This window comes from Salinisphaera sp. T31B1, assembly GCF_040361275.1.
Classification (GTDB): Bacteria; Pseudomonadota; Gammaproteobacteria; order Nevskiales; family Salinisphaeraceae; genus Salinisphaera.
Window position 1 is genome coordinate 239,371 of record NZ_APNH01000001.1, and the last position, 18,515, is coordinate 257,885.

General features: G+C 67.0%; 15 protein-coding genes. 4 read left to right on the forward strand and 11 right to left on the reverse strand.

Translation table 11 applies throughout. The annotated features are described in order from the left end of the window. Window positions 1-7: 7 nt before the first annotated feature. From T31B1_RS01070 to T31B1_RS01090, 5 genes are all read right to left on the reverse strand, one after another. Entirely contained in the window at window positions 8-1,405 is a 1,398-nt protein-coding gene (locus tag T31B1_RS01070) for an MATE family efflux transporter (protein WP_353247608.1), read from the reverse strand. Next, the gene (gene pdeM / locus T31B1_RS01075; protein ID WP_353247609.1) at window positions 1,402-2,091 is read right to left on the reverse strand and encodes a ligase-associated DNA damage response endonuclease PdeM; all 690 of its coding nucleotides are present in this window, start codon (window positions 2,089-2,091) and stop codon (window positions 1,402-1,404) included. Before pdeM ends, T31B1_RS01070 begins: the two co-directional genes overlap by 4 nt. 150 nt (window positions 2,092-2,241) lie before the next feature. Beyond that, window positions 2,242-4,716 carry a ligase-associated DNA damage response DEXH box helicase gene (locus tag T31B1_RS01080; protein ID WP_353247610.1) on the reverse strand — a complete coding sequence of 825 codons (2,475 nt, stop codon included), beginning with the start codon at window positions 4,714-4,716 and terminating at the stop codon, window positions 2,242-2,244. After that, on the reverse strand, window positions 4,713-5,027 hold the full coding sequence (locus T31B1_RS01085) for a YbaN family protein (RefSeq protein WP_353247611.1): 315 nt from the start codon (window positions 5,025-5,027) through the stop codon (window positions 4,713-4,715). The genes T31B1_RS01080 and T31B1_RS01085 overlap by 4 nt, the downstream gene beginning before the upstream one ends. A gap of 52 nt (window positions 5,028-5,079) precedes the next feature. Further along, complete coding sequence (locus T31B1_RS01090) at window positions 5,080-6,720, reverse strand: ATP-dependent DNA ligase (protein WP_353247612.1); 1,641 nt, start codon at window positions 6,718-6,720, stop codon at window positions 5,080-5,082. A gap of 761 nt (window positions 6,721-7,481) precedes the next feature. On the opposite strand from T31B1_RS01090, the gene T31B1_RS01095 reads away from it, so the two are divergent. Together T31B1_RS01095 and budC are read left to right on the forward strand one after the other, a co-directional pair. Further along, window positions 7,482-8,318, forward strand: a complete 837-nt coding sequence (locus T31B1_RS01095) for a methyltransferase domain-containing protein (protein WP_353247613.1) — start codon at window positions 7,482-7,484, stop codon at window positions 8,316-8,318. 120 nt (window positions 8,319-8,438) lie between these two features. Further along, complete coding sequence (gene budC / locus T31B1_RS01100) at window positions 8,439-9,206, forward strand: meso-2,3-butanediol dehydrogenase (protein WP_353247614.1); 768 nt, start codon at window positions 8,439-8,441, stop codon at window positions 9,204-9,206. 74 nt (window positions 9,207-9,280) lie between these two features. On the opposite strand, the gene lipA is transcribed toward budC, so the two are convergent. Next, window positions 9,281-10,276, reverse strand: coding sequence for a lipoyl synthase (gene lipA / locus T31B1_RS01105; RefSeq protein WP_353247615.1), 996 nt, complete (start codon window positions 10,274-10,276; stop codon window positions 9,281-9,283). Between the two features lie 228 nt (window positions 10,277-10,504). Between lipA and T31B1_RS01110 the strand changes: the two genes are divergently transcribed. Then, complete coding sequence (locus tag T31B1_RS01110) at window positions 10,505-11,566, forward strand: DUF5924 family protein (protein ID WP_353247616.1); 1,062 nt, start codon at window positions 10,505-10,507, stop codon at window positions 11,564-11,566. Between the two features lie 6 nt (window positions 11,567-11,572). Here the strand turns inward: T31B1_RS01110 and T31B1_RS01115 are convergent, their stop codons facing one another. The 4 genes from T31B1_RS01115 to T31B1_RS01130 are packed head-to-tail and all read right to left on the reverse strand — an operon-like array spanning window position 11,573 to window position 16,781. Continuing rightward, complete coding sequence (locus T31B1_RS01115) at window positions 11,573-12,718, reverse strand: vWA domain-containing protein (protein ID WP_353247617.1); 1,146 nt, start codon at window positions 12,716-12,718, stop codon at window positions 11,573-11,575. After that, on the reverse strand, window positions 12,715-13,614 hold the full coding sequence (locus T31B1_RS01120; RefSeq protein ID WP_353247618.1) for an AAA family ATPase: 900 nt from the start codon (window positions 13,612-13,614) through the stop codon (window positions 12,715-12,717). Before T31B1_RS01120 ends, T31B1_RS01115 begins: the two co-directional genes overlap by 4 nt. Beyond that, the gene (locus T31B1_RS01125; protein WP_353247619.1) at window positions 13,611-15,833 is read right to left on the reverse strand and encodes an acetyl-CoA hydrolase/transferase C-terminal domain-containing protein; all 2,223 of its coding nucleotides are present in this window, start codon (window positions 15,831-15,833) and stop codon (window positions 13,611-13,613) included. Before T31B1_RS01125 ends, T31B1_RS01120 begins: the two co-directional genes overlap by 4 nt. A 33-nt stretch (window positions 15,834-15,866) precedes the next feature. After that, window positions 15,867-16,781 carry a lipid kinase gene (locus T31B1_RS01130; RefSeq protein WP_353247620.1) on the reverse strand — a complete coding sequence of 305 codons (915 nt, stop codon included), beginning with the start codon at window positions 16,779-16,781 and terminating at the stop codon, window positions 15,867-15,869. A 148-nt stretch (window positions 16,782-16,929) separates the two neighbouring features. Here T31B1_RS01130 and T31B1_RS01135 point away from each other — a divergent pair, with 148 nt between their 5' ends. Then, complete coding sequence (locus T31B1_RS01135; RefSeq protein WP_353247621.1) at window positions 16,930-17,481, forward strand: YIP1 family protein; 552 nt, start codon at window positions 16,930-16,932, stop codon at window positions 17,479-17,481. Here the strand turns inward: T31B1_RS01135 and dusB are convergent. Then, on the reverse strand, window positions 17,478-18,461 hold the full coding sequence (gene dusB, locus T31B1_RS01140) for a tRNA dihydrouridine synthase DusB (RefSeq protein WP_353247622.1): 984 nt from the start codon (window positions 18,459-18,461) through the stop codon (window positions 17,478-17,480). The two genes, T31B1_RS01135 and dusB, sit on opposite strands and share 4 nt — an antisense overlap. Between the last annotated feature and the right edge of the window lie 54 nt (window positions 18,462-18,515).

Here is an 18,515-nt window from a genome sequence, read left to right on the forward strand (position 1 = left end):
CGTGATTCTACCGGCGGGCCGGGCCCAAGGCGAGACGAGCCGCAGCTATTCGCCCTTCCGGCACCAGCGCTCGCTGGCCCAGTCCATAGGCGACCAGCCCGAGCAGGACGTTGGCCAGGCCAGCCGCGGCGAACACCGCCCATAGCCCGACCAGCCAGCCGCCGAGCGCCGCCAGTGGCACGAACAGCGCGAAGGTCCGGCCCAGCATCAGCCCCGTCGCCACCACCGGCCGGCCCATTGCATTGAACGCCGCGTTCACGCAGATGAGCACGCCGTAAGCGGCAAAACTGGCCGGTACCAGTCGCAGATAGACGATGGCGGTATCGGCCGTGGCCTGACCGGCACCGAACAAGCCGACGATCGCGGGCGCACTCCACCAGAGCAGAACGGCCACCGCTGCGCCCCAGACAAGACAGAACAACGCCGCGATGCGCAGCGCCGCGCGTACCCGATCGGCGCGCTCGGCGCCCCAGTTCTGGCCGATGAACGGCCCCAGGCCCGCGGTCAGTGCCAGTAACGGCACGACAGAGATCGCCTCGATACGCGTGGCCACGCCGAAGCCCGCCACGGCCTCGGGCCCATACCAGGCCACCACGGCGGTGACCACCGCCACGGCGATCGGGTTGACCATATTCGTCGCCGCCGCCGGCAACGCGATCAACGCGACCTGGCGGGCCGACTCCAGCAGCTGGGACCATCGCGGCCAGGCCCATACGATCAGCCCCATCCGGTAATGCAGGGCCAGCAGGGCAAGCACCAGCCCGGCGAAGCGCGCGATCAGCGAGGCGATGGCCGCGCCCTGAATCCCGAGCCCCGGCACGGGTCCGAGCCCGAAGATGAACAATGGGTCCAGCACGAAATTCAGCGCAGCACTGCCGATCATGATGTAGCTGGGCAGGCGGGCATTGCCGCAGGCGCGCATGGCGTTGTTGGCGATCATCGGCACGATCACGAACGGCGCGCCCAGATACCAGATCTGCATATAGTCGATGATCAGCGGCAGGGTCTGCTCGCCAGCGCCCAGCAGGCCGAACAGCGGCTCGATGGTCGCAAGCCCGGCGATCATGAACACCAGCACCACGGCCATCGACAGCCACAGGCTGTCGGTGGTCAGTCGACGTACGGCTTCGTGATCGCCGCGACCGACCGTGCGCGAGATTACCGAGGCTGTACCGATACCCAGCCCGAGCGCCAAGGAAAAGATCGTCATGACCACCGGGAAGGTGAACGACAGCGCGGCCAACGGCGCAGTCCCCAGACGGGCGACAAAGAACGTATCGGCGACGTTGTAGGCGATCATCGCCAGAATGCCCCAGACCATGGGCAGCGATAGCGCGACCAGATGGCCGGCGATGCCGCCTTCGTCCAGACGCACGCCGCCGCGCCCGGCGACCACCGCGCTCACGGTTTGCCCACCGGCACTTCCAGAACCTGCCCTTCCCCGACGGCGAACACGCGGTCGCGGGCCGCCGGGGTGATACGTCCGCCACCGGCGAAGCTGGAGAACGCCGGCAGCACGAGCCCGTCACAGTGATGCCAGAATACCGGCGCGCGCAGTCGTTCGCTGCCCGCGCCCAGTCGCACCACCGGGTGCAGATGTCCAGCCAGCGTGGGGCCGCGCGGGTCCGTGCCGGGCTCGTGCTGACATACGAAGGGCGCCGAGAACAATGCACCCTCATGCCAATCCACCGCCAAAAGCTCGGCGAGCCGGTCGCCGCGATCGTGATTGCCGCGGGTCACCACGATCTGCACATCGTGGAACCGGTTCCGCCAGTTCGCGAACCGGGCCAGCCAGGGTTCGTCGCGCCCCGGCGGGGCATGGACGAAATCGCCGAGCACCACCAGTCGGCGCGCGCCGGTGATCGTCAAGGCCGCCTCAAGGCGTGCCAGATCGCGATCGGTGGTGCCCCGCGGTAGCGCCAGCCCCTGACGTCGGAACACACCGGACTTGCCGAAGTGGGTATCGGCCACGAACAACGTCGCGTGCGCCGGCCAGAACACGCTGTGATCACCGCGCAACCACAGCCGCTCACCGGCGAGCATCAGCTCGGCCTGACCCGTCTCGTTGACCGATTCAGCGCTTGGTCGCATGAGCCTGTCGTGATTCGAATCCAAACATGAATGATCGTCGCCCAGGTCGGTGGCTGATTCGCGAGCCGGCCACGACCGGCGCACGGTTTTCCGCGCGTGCCGGGCTATCCGGCGCCGGCGTGTCGGTGTGTCGACCGGCACGGGTATCGCTCATCGACCGGACGCTTTCGGTCGGCGGTCGGCCGCCTTTTCCAGCTGTACGGTCATGCGTTCGACCCGATCGCGCCAGGATTCACCGGTGACCTGGCTGGCCACCCGCTCCACCCAGAGCGGGAACCCCAGTGGCGTCAGACGCGGTGGCTCGGTCAGACACAGCGTCTGGCTACCGATGGCGGCCAGTGCATCGCGTACGCGATTGAATTCCAGTTCGCGTTCGAGCACCTCGCGGCGGGCCTGACCGAGCAGCAGATTATCGGCGTCATAGCGCGTGAGCACGTCGAACACCAGCCCGCTGGAGGCCTGGACCTGACGCGCACTCTTCTGCTGGCCGGGGTAGCCGGAAAATACCAGACCGGCGATCCGGGCGATATCGCGGAACGCGCGCTTGGACAGCTCCGCGGCGTTGAGACAGGCCAGCAGGTCGTCGACCAGATGCGCCGGCGAGAGCGCCGCGCGCAGTTCGTCGGCGCTGAAGTTCACCTTGTTGCGGGTGACCAGCTCGAAGCCGTAGTCGTTGACTGAAAATCGGAACGACGCTGAATGCATACGCGCCAGCCGCCAGGCCACCAGCGCCGACAGGCCTTCGTGGGCCAGACGTCCGGCGAACGGGTAGAAGAACCAGTGTCGACCTTCGCGGCTGGTCACATGCTCGACGAGCAGTTCGTCGGCCGCCGGCAGCGCCGACCAGCCACGCTGGATCTCGAGCAGATCACGGATCGCGGCCAGCTCCGGCTCCCGGTAATCACCGTCGCGGGCGGCTTCCAGCAGCTCGCGAATAGCGTCGGCCAGCGTGCCGGAGATCGCCATGCGTCCCCCCGCCCAACGCGGTACCTGGCGGTTCTTGCGCGTTGCCGCCTTCACATAGGCGGTCAGCTCGCGTGTCCGTACCAGTTCCAGCAGACGCCCGGAAAACAGAAACACGTCACCAGGCTTGAGCTGTGCGATGAACCGCTCCTCGACGGCGCCCAGCCGGCCGCCCTTGAGCCATCGCACGCTCATCGCCGCATCCGATGTGATCGTGCCCATGGTCATGCGGTGCCGGCGTGCGATACGCCGATCGGTCACCTGCAGGCGATTCTCGAGGCGTTCAACGCGCTGGAACTCGGGATAGGCGGCCAGGGCGGCCCCGCCGCGGGTCACGAAATCCAGCGTCCACTGCCATTCGTCGTCGCCCAGATCGCGATAGGCGCGCGCCGAGCGGACTTCGTCCAGCAGTGCATCGACCGCCACGCCCCCGGCCGCCGTGCTGCCCAGCGCGCGTGTGACCAGATGCTGGGCCAGCACGTCGAGTGCCCCGGTGAGCGGCGCACGTGCCTCCACTTCGCCGGCCAGCGCCTTGCGACGGGCCGCTGCGATCTCGACCAGCTCGAACGCATGGGTGGGTACACACAGAATACGGCTGGCCACGCCCGGTCGATGGCCCGACCGCCCGGCGCGCTGGAGCAGTCGTGCCACGCCCTTGGGACTGCCGATCTGGATCACCTGATCGACCGGCGAGAAATCCACCCCCAGGTCGAGGCTCGAGGTCGCCACCACGCAGCGCAGCGTGCCGTCGGCGATCATCGCCTCCACACGCTCACGCAGGTCGCGATCGAGCGAGCCGTGGTGCAGCGCGATCCTGGCGATCCAGTCGGGGCGAGCACGCAGCAACGCCTGGTGCCAGAGCTCAGCCTGCGAGCGGGTATTGGTGAAAAGCAGCGTGGTGCGCGCGTCGTCCAGGGCCGCGAGCACGGGCTCGACCAACCGCGTGCCCAGATGCCCGGCCCAGGGGAAACGCTCGATAGTGTCCGGAATGAGCGCATCGATATGCGTGGTCGCCGGCACCACCCCGGCGATCTGGCGCGCGGCATCATCGCCGGTGAGCGTGGCCGCCGCCTCGTCGAGATTGGCCAGCGTGGCGGAAAGCCCCCAGGTACACAGCGCCGGGCGCAGCGCCCGCAGCCGGGCCAGGGCCAGCTCCAGCTGGACCCCGCGCTTGGTCGACAGCAGTTCGTGCCATTCGTCAACCACGACCAGGTCCAGCGTGGCGAACAGCCGCTCATGCTCGGCATAGGATAGAAGCAGCGACAGGCTTTCCGGCGTGGTCACCAGCGCGCTGGGCAGACGCTTGCGCTGGCGTGCCTTGACGTGGCTCTTGGTATCCCCGGTGCGCTGCTCGACGCGCCAGTTCAGGCCCAGTTCGCTGGCACTGGCGGCCAGATGCGCGGTGGTATCGGCCGCCAGCGCGCGCAGCGGCGTGATCCAGAGCACCGTCAGGCCCGGGGTGGCCGTGTCGTCGGCGGCGGTGGCCAGCCATTGATTGAGCCCGGCGAACCAGGCCGCCAGCGTCTTGCCGGTTCCCGTCGGCGCATGCACGAGCCCGGATTCGCCCGCAGCCACGGCTGCCCAGGTGGCGCGCTGGAAGTCGAAGATCTGCCAGTCGCGCGCGGCGAACCAGCGCTCGATGCGCGGGTCGATACCCGTCATTCGGCCTTTTTCTTCGGGCTCCAGCGCGTGGCGATCGAACGCGCCTTGGCCGCCAGCCAGGGGAATTTGGTCTCCAGGCGGATCAGCTGTTTCTGTACCCAGATCGAATACGGCGCCAGCAGGATCGCCGAGATCAGCAGGAACAGCACGCCCTGCAGGATCGGCAGGACCAGCCCGGCGATGCCCAACAGAAAAAAGAACACGCCCAGCCCGATTCGCACATAGTCGCGCCAGGTCATGTCGGCCCATTCGATCCGGGTCGGCTCGGGCGGCGTCTGGGCGCCATCGGACGGGTTCGGCGAGTCGTTCATGGCAGGAACATGGGGTCTGATTGGGCAACCACCAGCGCCGGACATCGCAGGCTCACGACGCAGGCGCCAGCGCACGCCGTTCGCTGGGGGGCAGCAGCGCCTTGACGTTGTCCAGGGTATCGGCCTCGGCCAGCGGTTTGTCGTGCCGCCAGCGGGCGATACGCGGAAAGCGTACGGCGATGCCGGACTTGTGGCGTTTGGACACCTGAATGCCTTCGAAGTGCAGTTCGAACACGTGGTGCGGCGTGACCGATCGTACCGGGCCGAAGCGCTCGCGGGTGTTGCGCCGGATCCAGTGGTCCACCTGGCCGATCTCGGCATCGGTCAGCCCCGAATAGGCCTTGGCAAAGGGCACCAGATCGTCGCCGTCCCAGACCGCGAAGGTGTAATCGGTGAGCAGGTTCGAGCGTCGCCCCGAGCCCGGCTGGGCATACAGCAGCACGGCATCCACCGAGAACGGGTCGACCTTCCATTTCCACCAGTCGCCCCGGGTGCGGCCCACCCGGTAGGGCGAGCCGGCCCGCTTGAGCACGAAGCCCTCGGTGGCGTACTCGCGTGATCGCTCGCGCAATGCCGCCAGCGCCGGCCAGGACTCCGCGTCCAGCGGCTCGGACACGCCGATACGCGCGCCCACATCGGCCAGTGCCGTCTGCAGATGCTCGCGCCGGGTCTCGATCGGCAGCTTGCGTATATCGCGCCCCTGCCACTCCATCAGGTCGTAAGCGAAGAATCGGGTCGGATGCTTTTTCTGCATCGCCGCCGACGGCTTGAGCCGCCCGATACGCCGCTGCAGGCGTGCGAACGGCAACGGCAACGACTCGCCTTCCACCCAGGCCAGGATCTCGCCGTCGAGAACACAGCCGTCGGGCAGTTCGGCGGCCACGGCTTCGATCTCGGGGAACCGACCGTCCATGAGATCCTCCCCGCGCGACCAGATGTGGCATTCGCCCCGGCGACGGATGATCTGGGCGCGGATGCCGTCCCATTTCCATTCCGCGTGCCAGTCGCTGCGATCGCCGAGATCGGCCATCTGTTCGATCGGGGCGTTCTCGATGGGCGAGGCAAGAAAGAAGGGATAGGGCTGGGCCGCATCCTCGCCGCGATCGGCGGGATCGATCAGGCGCTCGAAGAACGTCGCCGTCGGCTGCCAGTGGCCCATCAGCCGATGCGCCACGCGCGCGGGCTCGATATCGGCGACTTCAGCCAGCGCCCGGGTGACCAACCGTCGCGAAACCCCCACCCGGAACGCGCCGGTCAACAGCTTGTTGAGCGTAAAACGCGCATCCGTGGGCAGATGGCTCCAGTAATCGTGCAGACACTGCTTCTGCTGTGCCTCCGAGGCCGATTTCAACGGCAGGATGCGCTGCTCGACCCAGACATGCAGCGGCACGTCGAGCCCAGTGTCGTCGTTGTCGAGTTCGTCGAGCAGCAGGGTCATGGTTTCGGCCGAGTCCCCCACCGCCGAGTAGCATTCCTCGACCAGCCAGCCCGGCATGTCGATCGCCTGGCCGACCCACTCACGCAGCCGTACACCGGGAATGAGGCGCTTGATACGACGTCCGCACAGAAACGAAACGGCCCAGGCCGCATCCGCCGCCGGCGCGGCCTCGAAATAATCGCGCATGGCCGCGATCTTGTCGTTGGTTGCCGTGGTGGCGTCCAGCCGCGTGTAGAGCTCGGTGAACAGACGCATTATCGCAGCCCGCCACAATGGGTTGCGGCGACGCACGGCCGGTCTCGGCTGCCGGCTGGCTCACGCCGCACGCGTACTGGTTTGTCGATTGCAACGATCATGGACAGAGCATACCCGCTGGTCACCGCCGAACGGGTACGGCCAGGCTTGAGGATTGAAACGGAATACCGGTCTGCATAGGGTGTGCTCTGTCGATCTGAAAGAGTGCGTGGCCGCTCGTTGCCGTGGCATGCCACCGCGCCGGACAATTTCGTGGATGACCGGCCCTACCGACGACCACCTGAGCTACCAGCGTACCCATCACTTCGGCCGCAAGCCGACGGCCATAGGCCAGACCGACCACGATCGGCAAGAATACGCGCAGGATTTCGTCGAACGCCGGGACCGACCCGGAGACCGGGACGGGCGCCCAGCCTGCAAGGGCCAGTGTCTCTCCCACTTCTTTACGACTACGGCTGTCGGTCGGTCATCGATGCGGTCACCGTGACCGGCTTTTACTCCGTAGAGCTGCTGGAAGCCGGGTTCGATTGGCCAGCGTTGACGACAACCCGCAGATGCTGGCCAAGGCGTTCGACAACGCCCGCAAACGCGGTCTCATTCTTACGACCGCCCCCAGCAACTGGTGATGGTTGACGCACGATGCCGTCGGCCGCTACGACGCGACGACGAGCCAGATTTCTTCATCCATGCCGCTGCCACGGCCTTTTTTTGTGCCGACGTCGCGGATCACACCGAGAACGCAAGCTGACAGGAGGCTGCCGATGAGCCGGTATTCCCAGGCGGTGAAGACCGCACGGGCCTATTACAACAGCGATGACGCCGACAACTTCTATGCCCGGGTATGGGGCGGCGAAGATATTCATATCGGTCTTTACGATCATCCGGACGAGGCGATCCTCACCGCCAGCCATCGCACCGTCGAACGCATGGCCGACACACTCGGCGATACCCTGGCCGGCGCGCACGTACTGGATATCGGCGGGGGCTACGGCGGGGCGGCACGCTATCTGGCCCGTGCACGTGGCGCGACGGTGGTGTCGCTCAACCTGAGCGAGGTCCAGAACGAGCGGGGCCGACGCATGAACGCCGAGCAGGGCCTGGCCGATCGGGTGGACATCGTCGACGGCGATTTCGAGAATATTCCGTACCCCGACGACCACTTCGATGTGGTGTGGTCACAGGACGCCATGCTGCATTCCGGCGATCGCGGACGTGTGATCGCCGAAGTCGCGCGCGTGCTCAAACCCGGCGGCACCTTCATTTTCACCGACCCGATGACCGCCGATGACTGCCCGGCGGGCGTGCTGCAACCGGTGCTCGATCGCATCAGCCTCGAAACCATGGGCTCGCCCGGCTTTTACCGGGCCGCGCTGGCCTCACGGGGGTTCACCGAAGCGAGCTTTGCCGATCACAGCGACCAGGTGCCGCTGCATTACACGCGCGTGCACCAGACGCTCGATGCATATGCCGAGCCCCTGGCACCGGCGATTTCGTCGGACTACGTCGCGAACATGCGGCGCGGCCTGGAACACTGGGTGGCCGCGGGCCGGGCAGGCTATCTGACATGGGGCATCATGCGCTTCGACGCGCCGGACTGATCCGTACTCTCACCCAGCGCCGGCTTGATTGTGCGGCCGTCGTGGCCATGGTCGACCCGCCAACCCTGGCCGGCGCGATCAGCGCCCGGCCTGGTCCGCTCATTCGATAAGGACTTTCTCATGGATCGTTTCAAGGACAAGATCATAATCATCACCGGCGCCGGTTCCGGCATGGGCGCGGCGACCGCCCGGCGAATGGCCGAGGAAGGCGCCACGACCGTGCTGGTCGGCCGTACCCGCGCCAAGCTCGAGGCACTGGCTGACTCGCTGCCCGATCCCGAGCGCGTACTGGTGCGCCCGACCGATGTCGCCGATGCCGCCGACGTCAATGCCCTGATCGACGAGACCGTCGAACGCTTCGGCCGCCTCGACGTGCTGGTCAACAATGCCGGCGTCGCTACCCAGAGCCGGATCACCGAGACCGACGACGACACGTGGCGCAAGCTCATGAGCATCAATGTGGACGGCGTGTTTCATTGCTGCCGCGCAGCCCTGCCCCATCTGATCGAGACACGCGGCAACATCGTGAACACGTCGTCGGTGTCGGGCCTGTCAGGCGACTGGGGCATGAGCGTCTACAACGCCAGCAAGGGCGCGGTAAGCAACTTCACACGCGCGCTCGCGCTGGATCATGGCGGCGACGGCGTCCGCGTGAACGCCGTCTGCCCGAGCCTGACCCGCACCGACATGGCCAGCGGCGTGTTCGACAACGAACAACTGCTGGCCAAGTTCCGCGAACGGATGCCGCTGGGCGCGGGCGCTCAGCCGGAAGACATCGCAAGCGCCATTGCGTTTCTGGCCAGCGACGATGCGCGCTTCATCACCGGTGTGAATCTGCCGGTCGACGGCGGCCTGATGGCCTCCAACGGGCAGCCGCCGCAGGTCTGAGCCGAACGCCCGTCGCTTACGAAAAAGCCCCGGTCCTGGCCGGGGCTTTTGTCGTCTGGCACTAGCGTTTTCGTCTAGGCGGTCTGTTCAAGGCCGGCGTTGTTCTGGTCGAACACCCGATCGGCACGATAGGAACTGCGCACCAGCGGGCCGGAGACGACTTCCAGAAAACCGCGGGCCAGACCCCATTGGCGATATTTCTTGAAGTCCTCCGGCGGCACGTAGCGGTCGATCGGCAGATGATTGACGGTAGGCCGCAGGTACTGGCCGAACGTGACGATATCGACACCGATCTCGGCCAGATCATCCAGCACCTGGGCGATTTCTTCCTCGGTCTCGCCCAGGCCCAGCATGACGCTCGTCTTGGTCAACACATCCGGATTGTGTTGCTTGGCATGCTCGAGCACATCCAGCGTCTGCCGATAGCCGGCCCGCGCATCGCGTACCACGTGCGTCAGCCGTTCGACCGTCTCCACGTTCTGGGCGAAGACCTCCAGGCCTGAGTCGACCACCTTGTCGACATGCTCGAAGACACCACGGAAATCCGGTGCCAAAGCTTCCACGCGTACATCAGGCGTACGGCGCTTGATCGCGGCCACACAGTCGGCATAGTGCTGGGCGCCGCCATCGGGCAGGTCGTCGCGATCGACCGAGGTGAGCACGATATAGTTCAGCCCCATGATCTCGACCGACTCGGCGCAGTGCGCCGGCTCGTCAGTGTCCAGCCAGCCGCGCGGGTTGCCGGTATCGACCGCGCAGAACCGACAGGCACGGGTGCAGGTATCGCCCATGATCATGATCGTGGCGGTTCCATGGCTCCAGCACTCGCCGATGTTCGGACACATGGACTCCTCGCACACCGTGGCGAGCCGGTGCTCGCGCACGTTCTGCTTGACCTTGGCGTACTCGGGGCCGCTGGGCAGACGGGCCCGCAGCCAGTCCGGCTTGCGCCCGATGGGCACGGCTGCGGCGTTCTTGTTCGCCTTCATGCCGTTCTTGATCGCCCGCGTGCCGTTGGGCTTCTGAATCTTCGAGCCGGTGACGACGGGAATGCCTTTGAAATCGCTCATGACGCTCATTAACCGGAATAGAAATCGGTTCGTTGCCATGATCCTAACACCCGCTGCACGGACGCCCGGATCGGCCCGGTCTACGATGCGGGCGCCCAAGCCGGTTGCAACCCTTGGCCCCGGGTCAGCGCGCAGTCAGTTGACCGGCTGCTAATATCAAGCGCCGCTCGGCTGTTTTCTACAGCCTGAGAACCCTGTCGCTACACGCCACGGACGATCGCCAAACGCATGACCGCCGAAGCCTCGCGCGCCGCCCCCACGCGCAGCCCACTGGAACAGTTCGTTCGTCGCATGATGGCCAGCCGGGTTGCCCGGCTGGCGTACCGGTATCGACGCCTGGTGCCGTTTGCCTCTTTCGCCATGGGTGCGGCCAGCTTCTTCCTGGTCGAACGCCAAGCTCAGCTCGCCCAATGGGTGACCGCGCTGATGCTGCTCGGATGGGTGGCGCTGCTGTTCGAGGGGCTGTTGTGTCGCCTGCTGGCGCGCTGGTTCGGCGAACGCGTGCCGCAGATGGCGGTGCGATTCGCCGCCCAGAGCCTGCATCAGGAAACCCTGTTCTTCGTGCTGCCCTTCTTTCTGGCCACGACCACTTGGTTGAGCGGCCAGGCCGTGTTCACCGGCGTTCTGATCGTGGCCGCCGCGGCATCGACGGTCGACCCGGTCTATCTGCACGGCATCGCCGAGCGGCGCTGGCTGTTCCTGGGCTTCCACGGCTTTACGCTGTTCGCGGCCCTGCTGACCGCCGGGCCGATCCTGTTCTCGCTGACCACCGGCCAGAGCGTGGCGATCGCGTCGGTGGCCATGGGCATCTGTGCGCTTCCCAGCTTCAACGATGCGCTTCAGGCCGGCCGTTGGTGGCGCTGGTTCCTGCTCGCCGCGCTGTCGATCTCCATGGGCGCGCTGAGCTGGTATGGACGCTACTGGATACCGCCGGCCACGCTGCGTGCGACCGACATGGTGATCACCACCCGGATGGATACCACCGCCCGCGAGCCCGGTGGCGACCGTGACAACTTTCCACGTACCGGTCTGGCCGCCGACGGGCTGTATGCCTTTACCGCGATCAAGGCACCGCGCGGCCTGCACCAGCAGATCCTGCATGTCTGGTATCACGACGGTGTCGAGGTCGACCGGATTCCGCTGGAGATCGTCGGCGGCGACCGCGAAGCCGGTTTTCGTGCCTGGAGCCACAAACTCAGCCTGGGCGCGGACCCGAGCGGCGATTGGCGGGTCTCTGTGGTCACCGACGACGGCCAGCTCATCGGCTCCCGCCGGTTCACCATCGACTAACTCAACTCAGATCAAACGACGTTCGGTCAGACGTTCGGTCAGCGCCGCCAGCCCGGCCACGTTGCGTGCCGGCACGCACAGATCCACATGCGGGCTGGTGTGCTGCATCCCCAGGGCGCTGGCGAAATAGCGCGGGTGGTCCATCAGCGGGTCCAGCCAGATGAGCGCCCGCGCCTGGCCGTGCAACCGCTGGAGCGCGGCGGCCAGGCGATCCGGAGGATCGGTATCCCAGCCGTCGGAGATCACGATCACCACGGTGTCGCGGCCGAGCTGGCGGGCGCCATAACGCGCAACGTAGCGCTCGATCGCGCTGGCGATCCGCGTGCCGCCGGCCCAGTCGTCGAGCGTTGCCGCCAATCGGTCGAGAGCCACCGCCGGCGACGGCGCGGCCAGCGCTGTCGTGGCCCGGGTCAGGCCGGTCGAGAACACGAAACTCTCTACCGAGCGGAACACCTGCCCGAAGGCATGGATGAACAACAGCGCAAAACGGCTGTAGGCCGACATCGAGCGGCTGACATCGGCCAGCACCACCAACCGCGGCCGGCGCGGCGGGCGCCATCGACGGCGGAACACGGCCACTTCGCCGCCGCGGGCCAGAGCTGCGCGCAGGCTGGCGCGCATGTCCAGTCGGCCCTGGCCGCGGGCGCGCCAGCGACGATCCGCCCGGCGTGCGAGCGCTCGGCCCAGGGCCCGAATGAGCGCGGCCGTGGCCTGTTGTTCGTTGTCGTCCAGGCCTGCCAGGTCGGCGTCGCGCGCGCTGCGTAACGCACTTGCGCCGTGGTCCGGCCCGTTCAGCGAATCGACACCGGGCGCGTCGGCGTCGGATGGCGCCGGCGTGTAGCCGTCAGCTGAAGCCGGTGTCGGCGTCGGTGGATCGCCTGGGTCTGAGGCCTCGCGGTCCTCCGCCTCGACCGAAGCCTGGACGCGTGCATGCCAGAAGGCGGGATAGACGGTGTCGAAAATTCGACGCGCCTCGGGCGTCTTGGCCATCGTGGCCTGCAGCGCACTGCGAAACGTCGGCTCCGGGGCAGGCATGAGCCGCTCGAGCGCAGCCAGCGCATCGGCACTCTCGACCGGGCTCACGGCGGCGCCGTGTCGCCGGAGCGCGGCGGCGAAATCTGCAACCGGACCGGCCAGCGACCAGCCGCTCACGCGCGGCGGTCGTCGGCCAGACGCTTGCGCATCGTGCGGATATCGGCGCCGTCCTTGAACAAGGCACCCAGCGTGGTGGCGGCCACCGGATCGTCGAGCTTGGCGGCGCCCAGCTCGATGAGGGCAGCGGCCCAGTCGAGTGTCTCGGCCAGGCCCGGGGTCTTGGCCAGTTCCTGACGGCGTGCCCAGGCCAGAAAGTCGGCGATGGACTCCGCCAGCGCCGTGTCGATATCCGGCAGCCGCGCCTGCAGCACGGCGATCTCCTTGGCCCGGTCGGGATAATCCAGCCATAGATACAGACAGCGCCGACGGGTGGCTTCGGCCAGCGCCCGGGTGCGGTTGCCGGTGATCACCACCATCGGCGGTGTCGAGGCAACCACCGTGCCGTACTCGGGGATGCTGATCTGCCAATCGGACAGGATCTCGAGCAGGAAACTCTCGAACGCCTCATCGGCGCGGTCGAGTTCGTCGATCAGCAGTACCGGCGGTGGTTCGGCCCGCAGCGCGGCCAGCAGCGGCCGCTCGAGCAGAAATGCGTCGTCGTAGAGCCCGCGTCGCAGCTCGCCGGCATCCGCGCCGGCCGCCTCGGCCAAGCGGATTTCCAACAGCTGGCGCGGGTAATCCCAGTCATACAGCGCCGCGGCCGCATCCAGGCCCTCATAGCACTGCAGGCGGATCAGGCGGGTATCGACCGCCGCGGCCAGCGCGCGGGCGATCTCGGTCTTGCCGACGCCGGCCGGGCCTTCGACCAGCAGCGGACGGCCGAGCGCAAGGGCCAGATAGAGGGTGGTGGTCAGCTCGGTGTCGCCGACATAACCCTGGGCAGCCAGCGCGGCGCCCAGGGCCCGCGGGTCGGCCACGGCAGCCGGCCGGTTCGGCGCCGTCTCGCGGCTCACGAATCGCGGTCGGGGCCGGGGTCGGGGTCGGCTTCGGCCTCGCCCTCGGCATCGATCACGCCATGTTCGATCAGCGCCAGCGACACCAGCCGGGCATACAGCGATTCGCGCCAACTGCGCGGCCGCGTGAGTCCCAGACGCTCGAGATACGCGCCCGCGGCGGCCGGCACGTGCGACAGAATCCTGGCATGGCGGATCAGCTGGCCCAGGGTCGCCCGTGCCGAACCGGCCTGCAGCTTTTTCAGCGCATCGATCAGCGTCCGTTCGATCTCGGTGAAATCGCTGCCGTAGGGATAGGCCTGGAAGCGGCCGGCCCGGCGCGATGCGGCGAACAGCTCGGTCAGCCGCTCGGGATGATTGTTCCGGGCGGCCGCCGGTATCTGGTAGTCCGGTCGCAGCTTGCCGGCATCGATCGCCGAACGCCGCAGATCCTCCTGAAACCGAGCGTCGGCGATCTCGATCATGGCCATGGCGACCTGCTCGTCGGTCTTGCCGCGCAGATCGGCCACGCCGTATTCGGTGATCACGATATCGCGCAGATGGCGCGGGATCGTGGTGTGGGCATAGTGGCTGACGATATTCGATTCCGGCCCGTCGGAGCCGTTGCGGGTCGCGCGTACGCAGATGATCGACCGGCCGCCCTCGAGCTCGTGTGCCTGGGCGACGAAGTTGTACTGTCCGCCTACGCCGGACAGTACCTGGCCGTCGGCCAGCCCGTCGGAGGCGACCGCACCGGAAAGCGTCGCCTTGATCGCGGTATTGACGAAGCGCGCATCGCGCCGCTGGATTCGCCGCAGCGCCTCATCGCCGTACAGGTGATTGATCTGACCGACGCTGGTCATATGGAACAGCTCGCGTTCGTCGTCGTTCAGATCTCGCAGCGCCTGATAGAAGCGCGACGGCCCCAGAAAGAACCCGCCGTGTACCAGCGTCGCGCCGTGCAGCCGCGTGCCCAGACAGCGTGATTCGATCGCCGCGCGTGCATCATCGTTGTCCAGATCGGTGCCGATGAGCGCACCGCCGTCTGCTGCATCCAGACAGTCGTCGGCCCATTTCACGTCGGCATGAAACACCCCGACCCGGCGCAGATACGCGACATCGTCTGCATTGAGCTGCGCCCGCACCGCGCCTGCCTGGCACAGCGCGGCGAGCGTGGCGGGGCTGACCCGGGCGTCGATGCGTCCGGCATCGACGAGTTGCTGGACGGCGATGTCGTCGTAGACGCAGCGCTTGATCACCCCGGCCCGATAGAGCTGGATATAGGCATCGACCAGCATCTCGGTACAGCCATACAGACCACGCTCGAACGGCGCCAGGCCGCCGATGGTGTCGATCAGCGAGGCCCCATCGGCCGGCTGGTTCATCGCTTCGACCAAGGCGCGATAGTCAGCGTTGTGGTTTTCGCGCAGGTCCGAACAGTAGGCGATCGCATCCGACAGCGATCCGATACCGATCTGCAGGGTGCCGCCATCGGCCAGCAGCGTGGACACGCGCAGCCCGATCGCATAATCGGCCAGCGACACGGGCATGGACGGCGCACCGAAGGGCTTGAAATCGGCCGCCGGGCCTTCGAACACGGCATCGGCCAGCGAGGCGTCGACCAGCGCGCTTCGCGTCATCATGGGCATGCGCGAGTTGAGCTGGCCGACCACCACGAGCGGCCGGCCGGCCGCACGCGCGGCTTCCACCGCCGGTATCAGGTCGAGCGTCACATCGGTGTTGCTCGACAGCGAAAAACAGCTGTCGTCGGGTCCGGGGGCGCCCATCTGCATGAGCACATTCACACCCGCGTTCATCAGATCCCGGGCCACATGGGTGTAGTTCACCGAGCGATAATGGCGCTGGGCATCATCGTTGCCGAGCATCGCACCCGGCTGGAAGAAAAATTCCGAGACAGTCACGTTATCCGGTAGCGCGCCGGCCTTCTGGTCGCGGACGTAATCCAGGCCCGGATAATCCTCGAACACCCGCTCGACGATCGGATCCATGAGCCGCCGCTCGAGTTCGCTGGACGCCTCCGGCAGATCCAGCGACAGCGCGGTCAGGATGCTCAACCGGATCGACGAATCCGCCCGGGCGCGCGCGTATAGCGCGTTCATCAGCGTAGCCGCCTTGCCAAGGCCCAGCGGAGCGCCGACATGCAGTTCGCGGCCCATGGTTTCGATGAGCCAGTCGATCGTGGCTTCGGCGTCGGTGAAACGGCGCGGGCGTTGACTCATGGAGCAGTCTCCCTGGGCTCGACCGGCCGTGGATCAGTCGCCGCGCCGGCCGCTGCCATATCGCTGAATGTATTCGTCGGGCACCTTGACCGACAGCGCGCCCGGCAACACCCGGAACGTGGCCGGCGTCTCGGTGAGCAGTTCGCCGTCGGTGTTGATCTGCATCGGCCGGTCGGTGCTGACATGAAATTCGGTGCCTTCGAGCAACTGTACGCCCTGCACCGATTTGTCCGGCCCACGTACCAGCGATGGCAGCATGCCCACCAGCTTGGTCAGTGAAGCGGGTTTGAGGCTGTACAGATCCAGCCGGCCGTCGTCCAGCGCGGCATCGCTGGACACCGCCAGCCCGCCGCCGAAATAACGGCCGTTGCCGATGGCCAGCTGTATCGAGCGCAGCTGATGACGCTGGTTTCCGCAACGGACCTCGGCACTGAACGGGTCGGTATCGCGAAACGCCTGGAAAACGTTGGACGCATAGCCGAACGCGCCGAACCACTTCTTGGCCGCATCCGAGCGATATTCGCAGGCGCGCACCGCCAGTCCGATACTGGCGACGTTGACGAAATAGACGTCGTTGCACTGACCCAGGTCGACGCGGTGCGTCACACCTTCGACAACATTACGGCAGGCGGCCTCGAGCTCGGTGGGGATAAGCAGGGTACGGGCAAAATCATTGGCCGTGCCCAGCGGCAGCACGCCCATCGGCTTGCCGGAATGCATCACCGGCCCGGCCGCGAGGTTGAGTGTGCCATCACCGCCGCCGAGCACGATCATGTCCACCTGGTCGGCGTAGGCCTCGATCTCCGCCGGTACATCGTCGGGCTTTTCGAAGTTACCGAGCAGCACCTCGACGTCCAGCGCTTCCAGGGCATCGCGGGCGGCCTGTGCATGGGCCTCGCCCTGCCGGGATTCGCGGTTGATCAGTAGAAGGACGCGCAGAGGGCTCACCGGTTAGGCAGACAGACAATGGCCAAGCGTAAGCGCGACCCGTCGGCCGCGCAATGCACGCCATCGTCGCGGCCGCGTCACGAACGCCGCTGGCCAAGCTCGCCGCTTTGCGCCAAGCTGGCGCACAAACGTTCAACACGACCTATCAATGCAGAGTTTCGTTCAACGCATGATCGGGGCCGCGCGCCTGGATGTGTCCACCTACGAAGAAGTCGAGCACGATCGCAGCGCGACCGGCCAGGCCGCCGGCGTGATCGTATTGGCCGCGCTGGCGGCCGGTATCGGCGCGATGGCCGGCGGCAGCCTGCAGCTCTTCCTTCTCTCGGCAATCGCGGCGCTGCTGGGGTGGGTGATCTGGGCGGCCATTATCTGGCTGGTCGGCACCAAGCTGCTGCCCGAAGCCCAGACCGAAGCTGATATCGGGCAATTGCTGCGCACGCTCGGCTTTGCCGCGGCACCCGGGCTGCTGCGAGTGCTGGGCTTCATTCCGTTGATCGGGGGCATCGTGTTCCTCGTCGTCAACGTGTGGATGCTGATCACCACGGTGATCGCGGTGCGCCAGGCGCTGGACTATCAAAGCACGTGGCGTGCGGTCGGGGTCTGCCTGATCGGCTGGGTGGTCCAGCTGCTGATTCTCGGCCTGTTCTTCGGCGGCGCCCAGATGGGCATGGGCGGCAGCGCGAGCGCGCCGGCTCTCTAGGCCGGAATGTGACGCTGCTCGGCAGCGTCGAACACGCAGTCGAGCAGGCGCAGCTGGCGCGCAGCGCTGGCTGCCTGCATGAGGTCCATGTACAGCACGGGCGGCACCGGGCGGCGTTCGATCAGCCAGCCGATATGCTTGCGAGCCACACGCAAGCCCTGCTCTTCGCCGTAGAAATCATGGATCTGCTCGATCAGGCCCAGCAACAGCTCCCGCTCGTCGTCGAGTCCCGGCGGCGGCGGGGCGCAGCCGGTGGCCCGTTCGACGATGATCTCGCGAAACAGCCACGGACGGCGACAGGCCGCACGGCCGATCATCAGTCCGTCGGCGCCGGTGGCCTTGAGCACCGCCCGCGCCTTGGCCGGCGAGTCGATATCGCCGTTGGCCCAGACCGGAATCGAAACCGCACGCTTGACCGCGGCGATAGTGTCGTATTCCGCCTGGCCCCGATAATGCTGGTCGCGGGTGCGCCCGTGCACGGCCAGCGCAGCGATTCCCGCGGCGTCGGCGATACGCGCGATGGCCACCGCATTGCGCCGGTCGGCCGATACACCGGTGCGCATCTTGAGCGTGACCGGCACCGGGCTGGCTGCCACCACCGCATCGAGAATGCGTCCGACCTGATCGACATCGCGCATCAGCGCCGAGCCGGCGGCCTTGCGACAGACTTTCTTGGCCGGGCAGCCCATGTTGATATCGATGATATCCGCGCCCTCGTCGGCGTTCACGCGCGCAGCGAAGGCCAGATCTTTGGCGTCGCCGCCGGCGATCTGGACGATCCGTGGAGCCCGCTCGCCGGCATGGTCCAGCCGCAGGCGCGACTTTCGCGTGCCGCGCAGCTCGGGGCGGGCCGAGACCATTTCGGCGGTCGTGGAGGACGCGCCGAGACTGCGGCAGAGCTGGCGGAACACACGGTCGCTCACGCCGGCCATCGGCGCGGCGGCCAGTCCGTGGGCGAATGGATAACCGGCGATCTGCATGGGCGCCGATTGTAAGCCAATCCAGCGGCCGCGGCCGATCGCGCGCGACGGCGC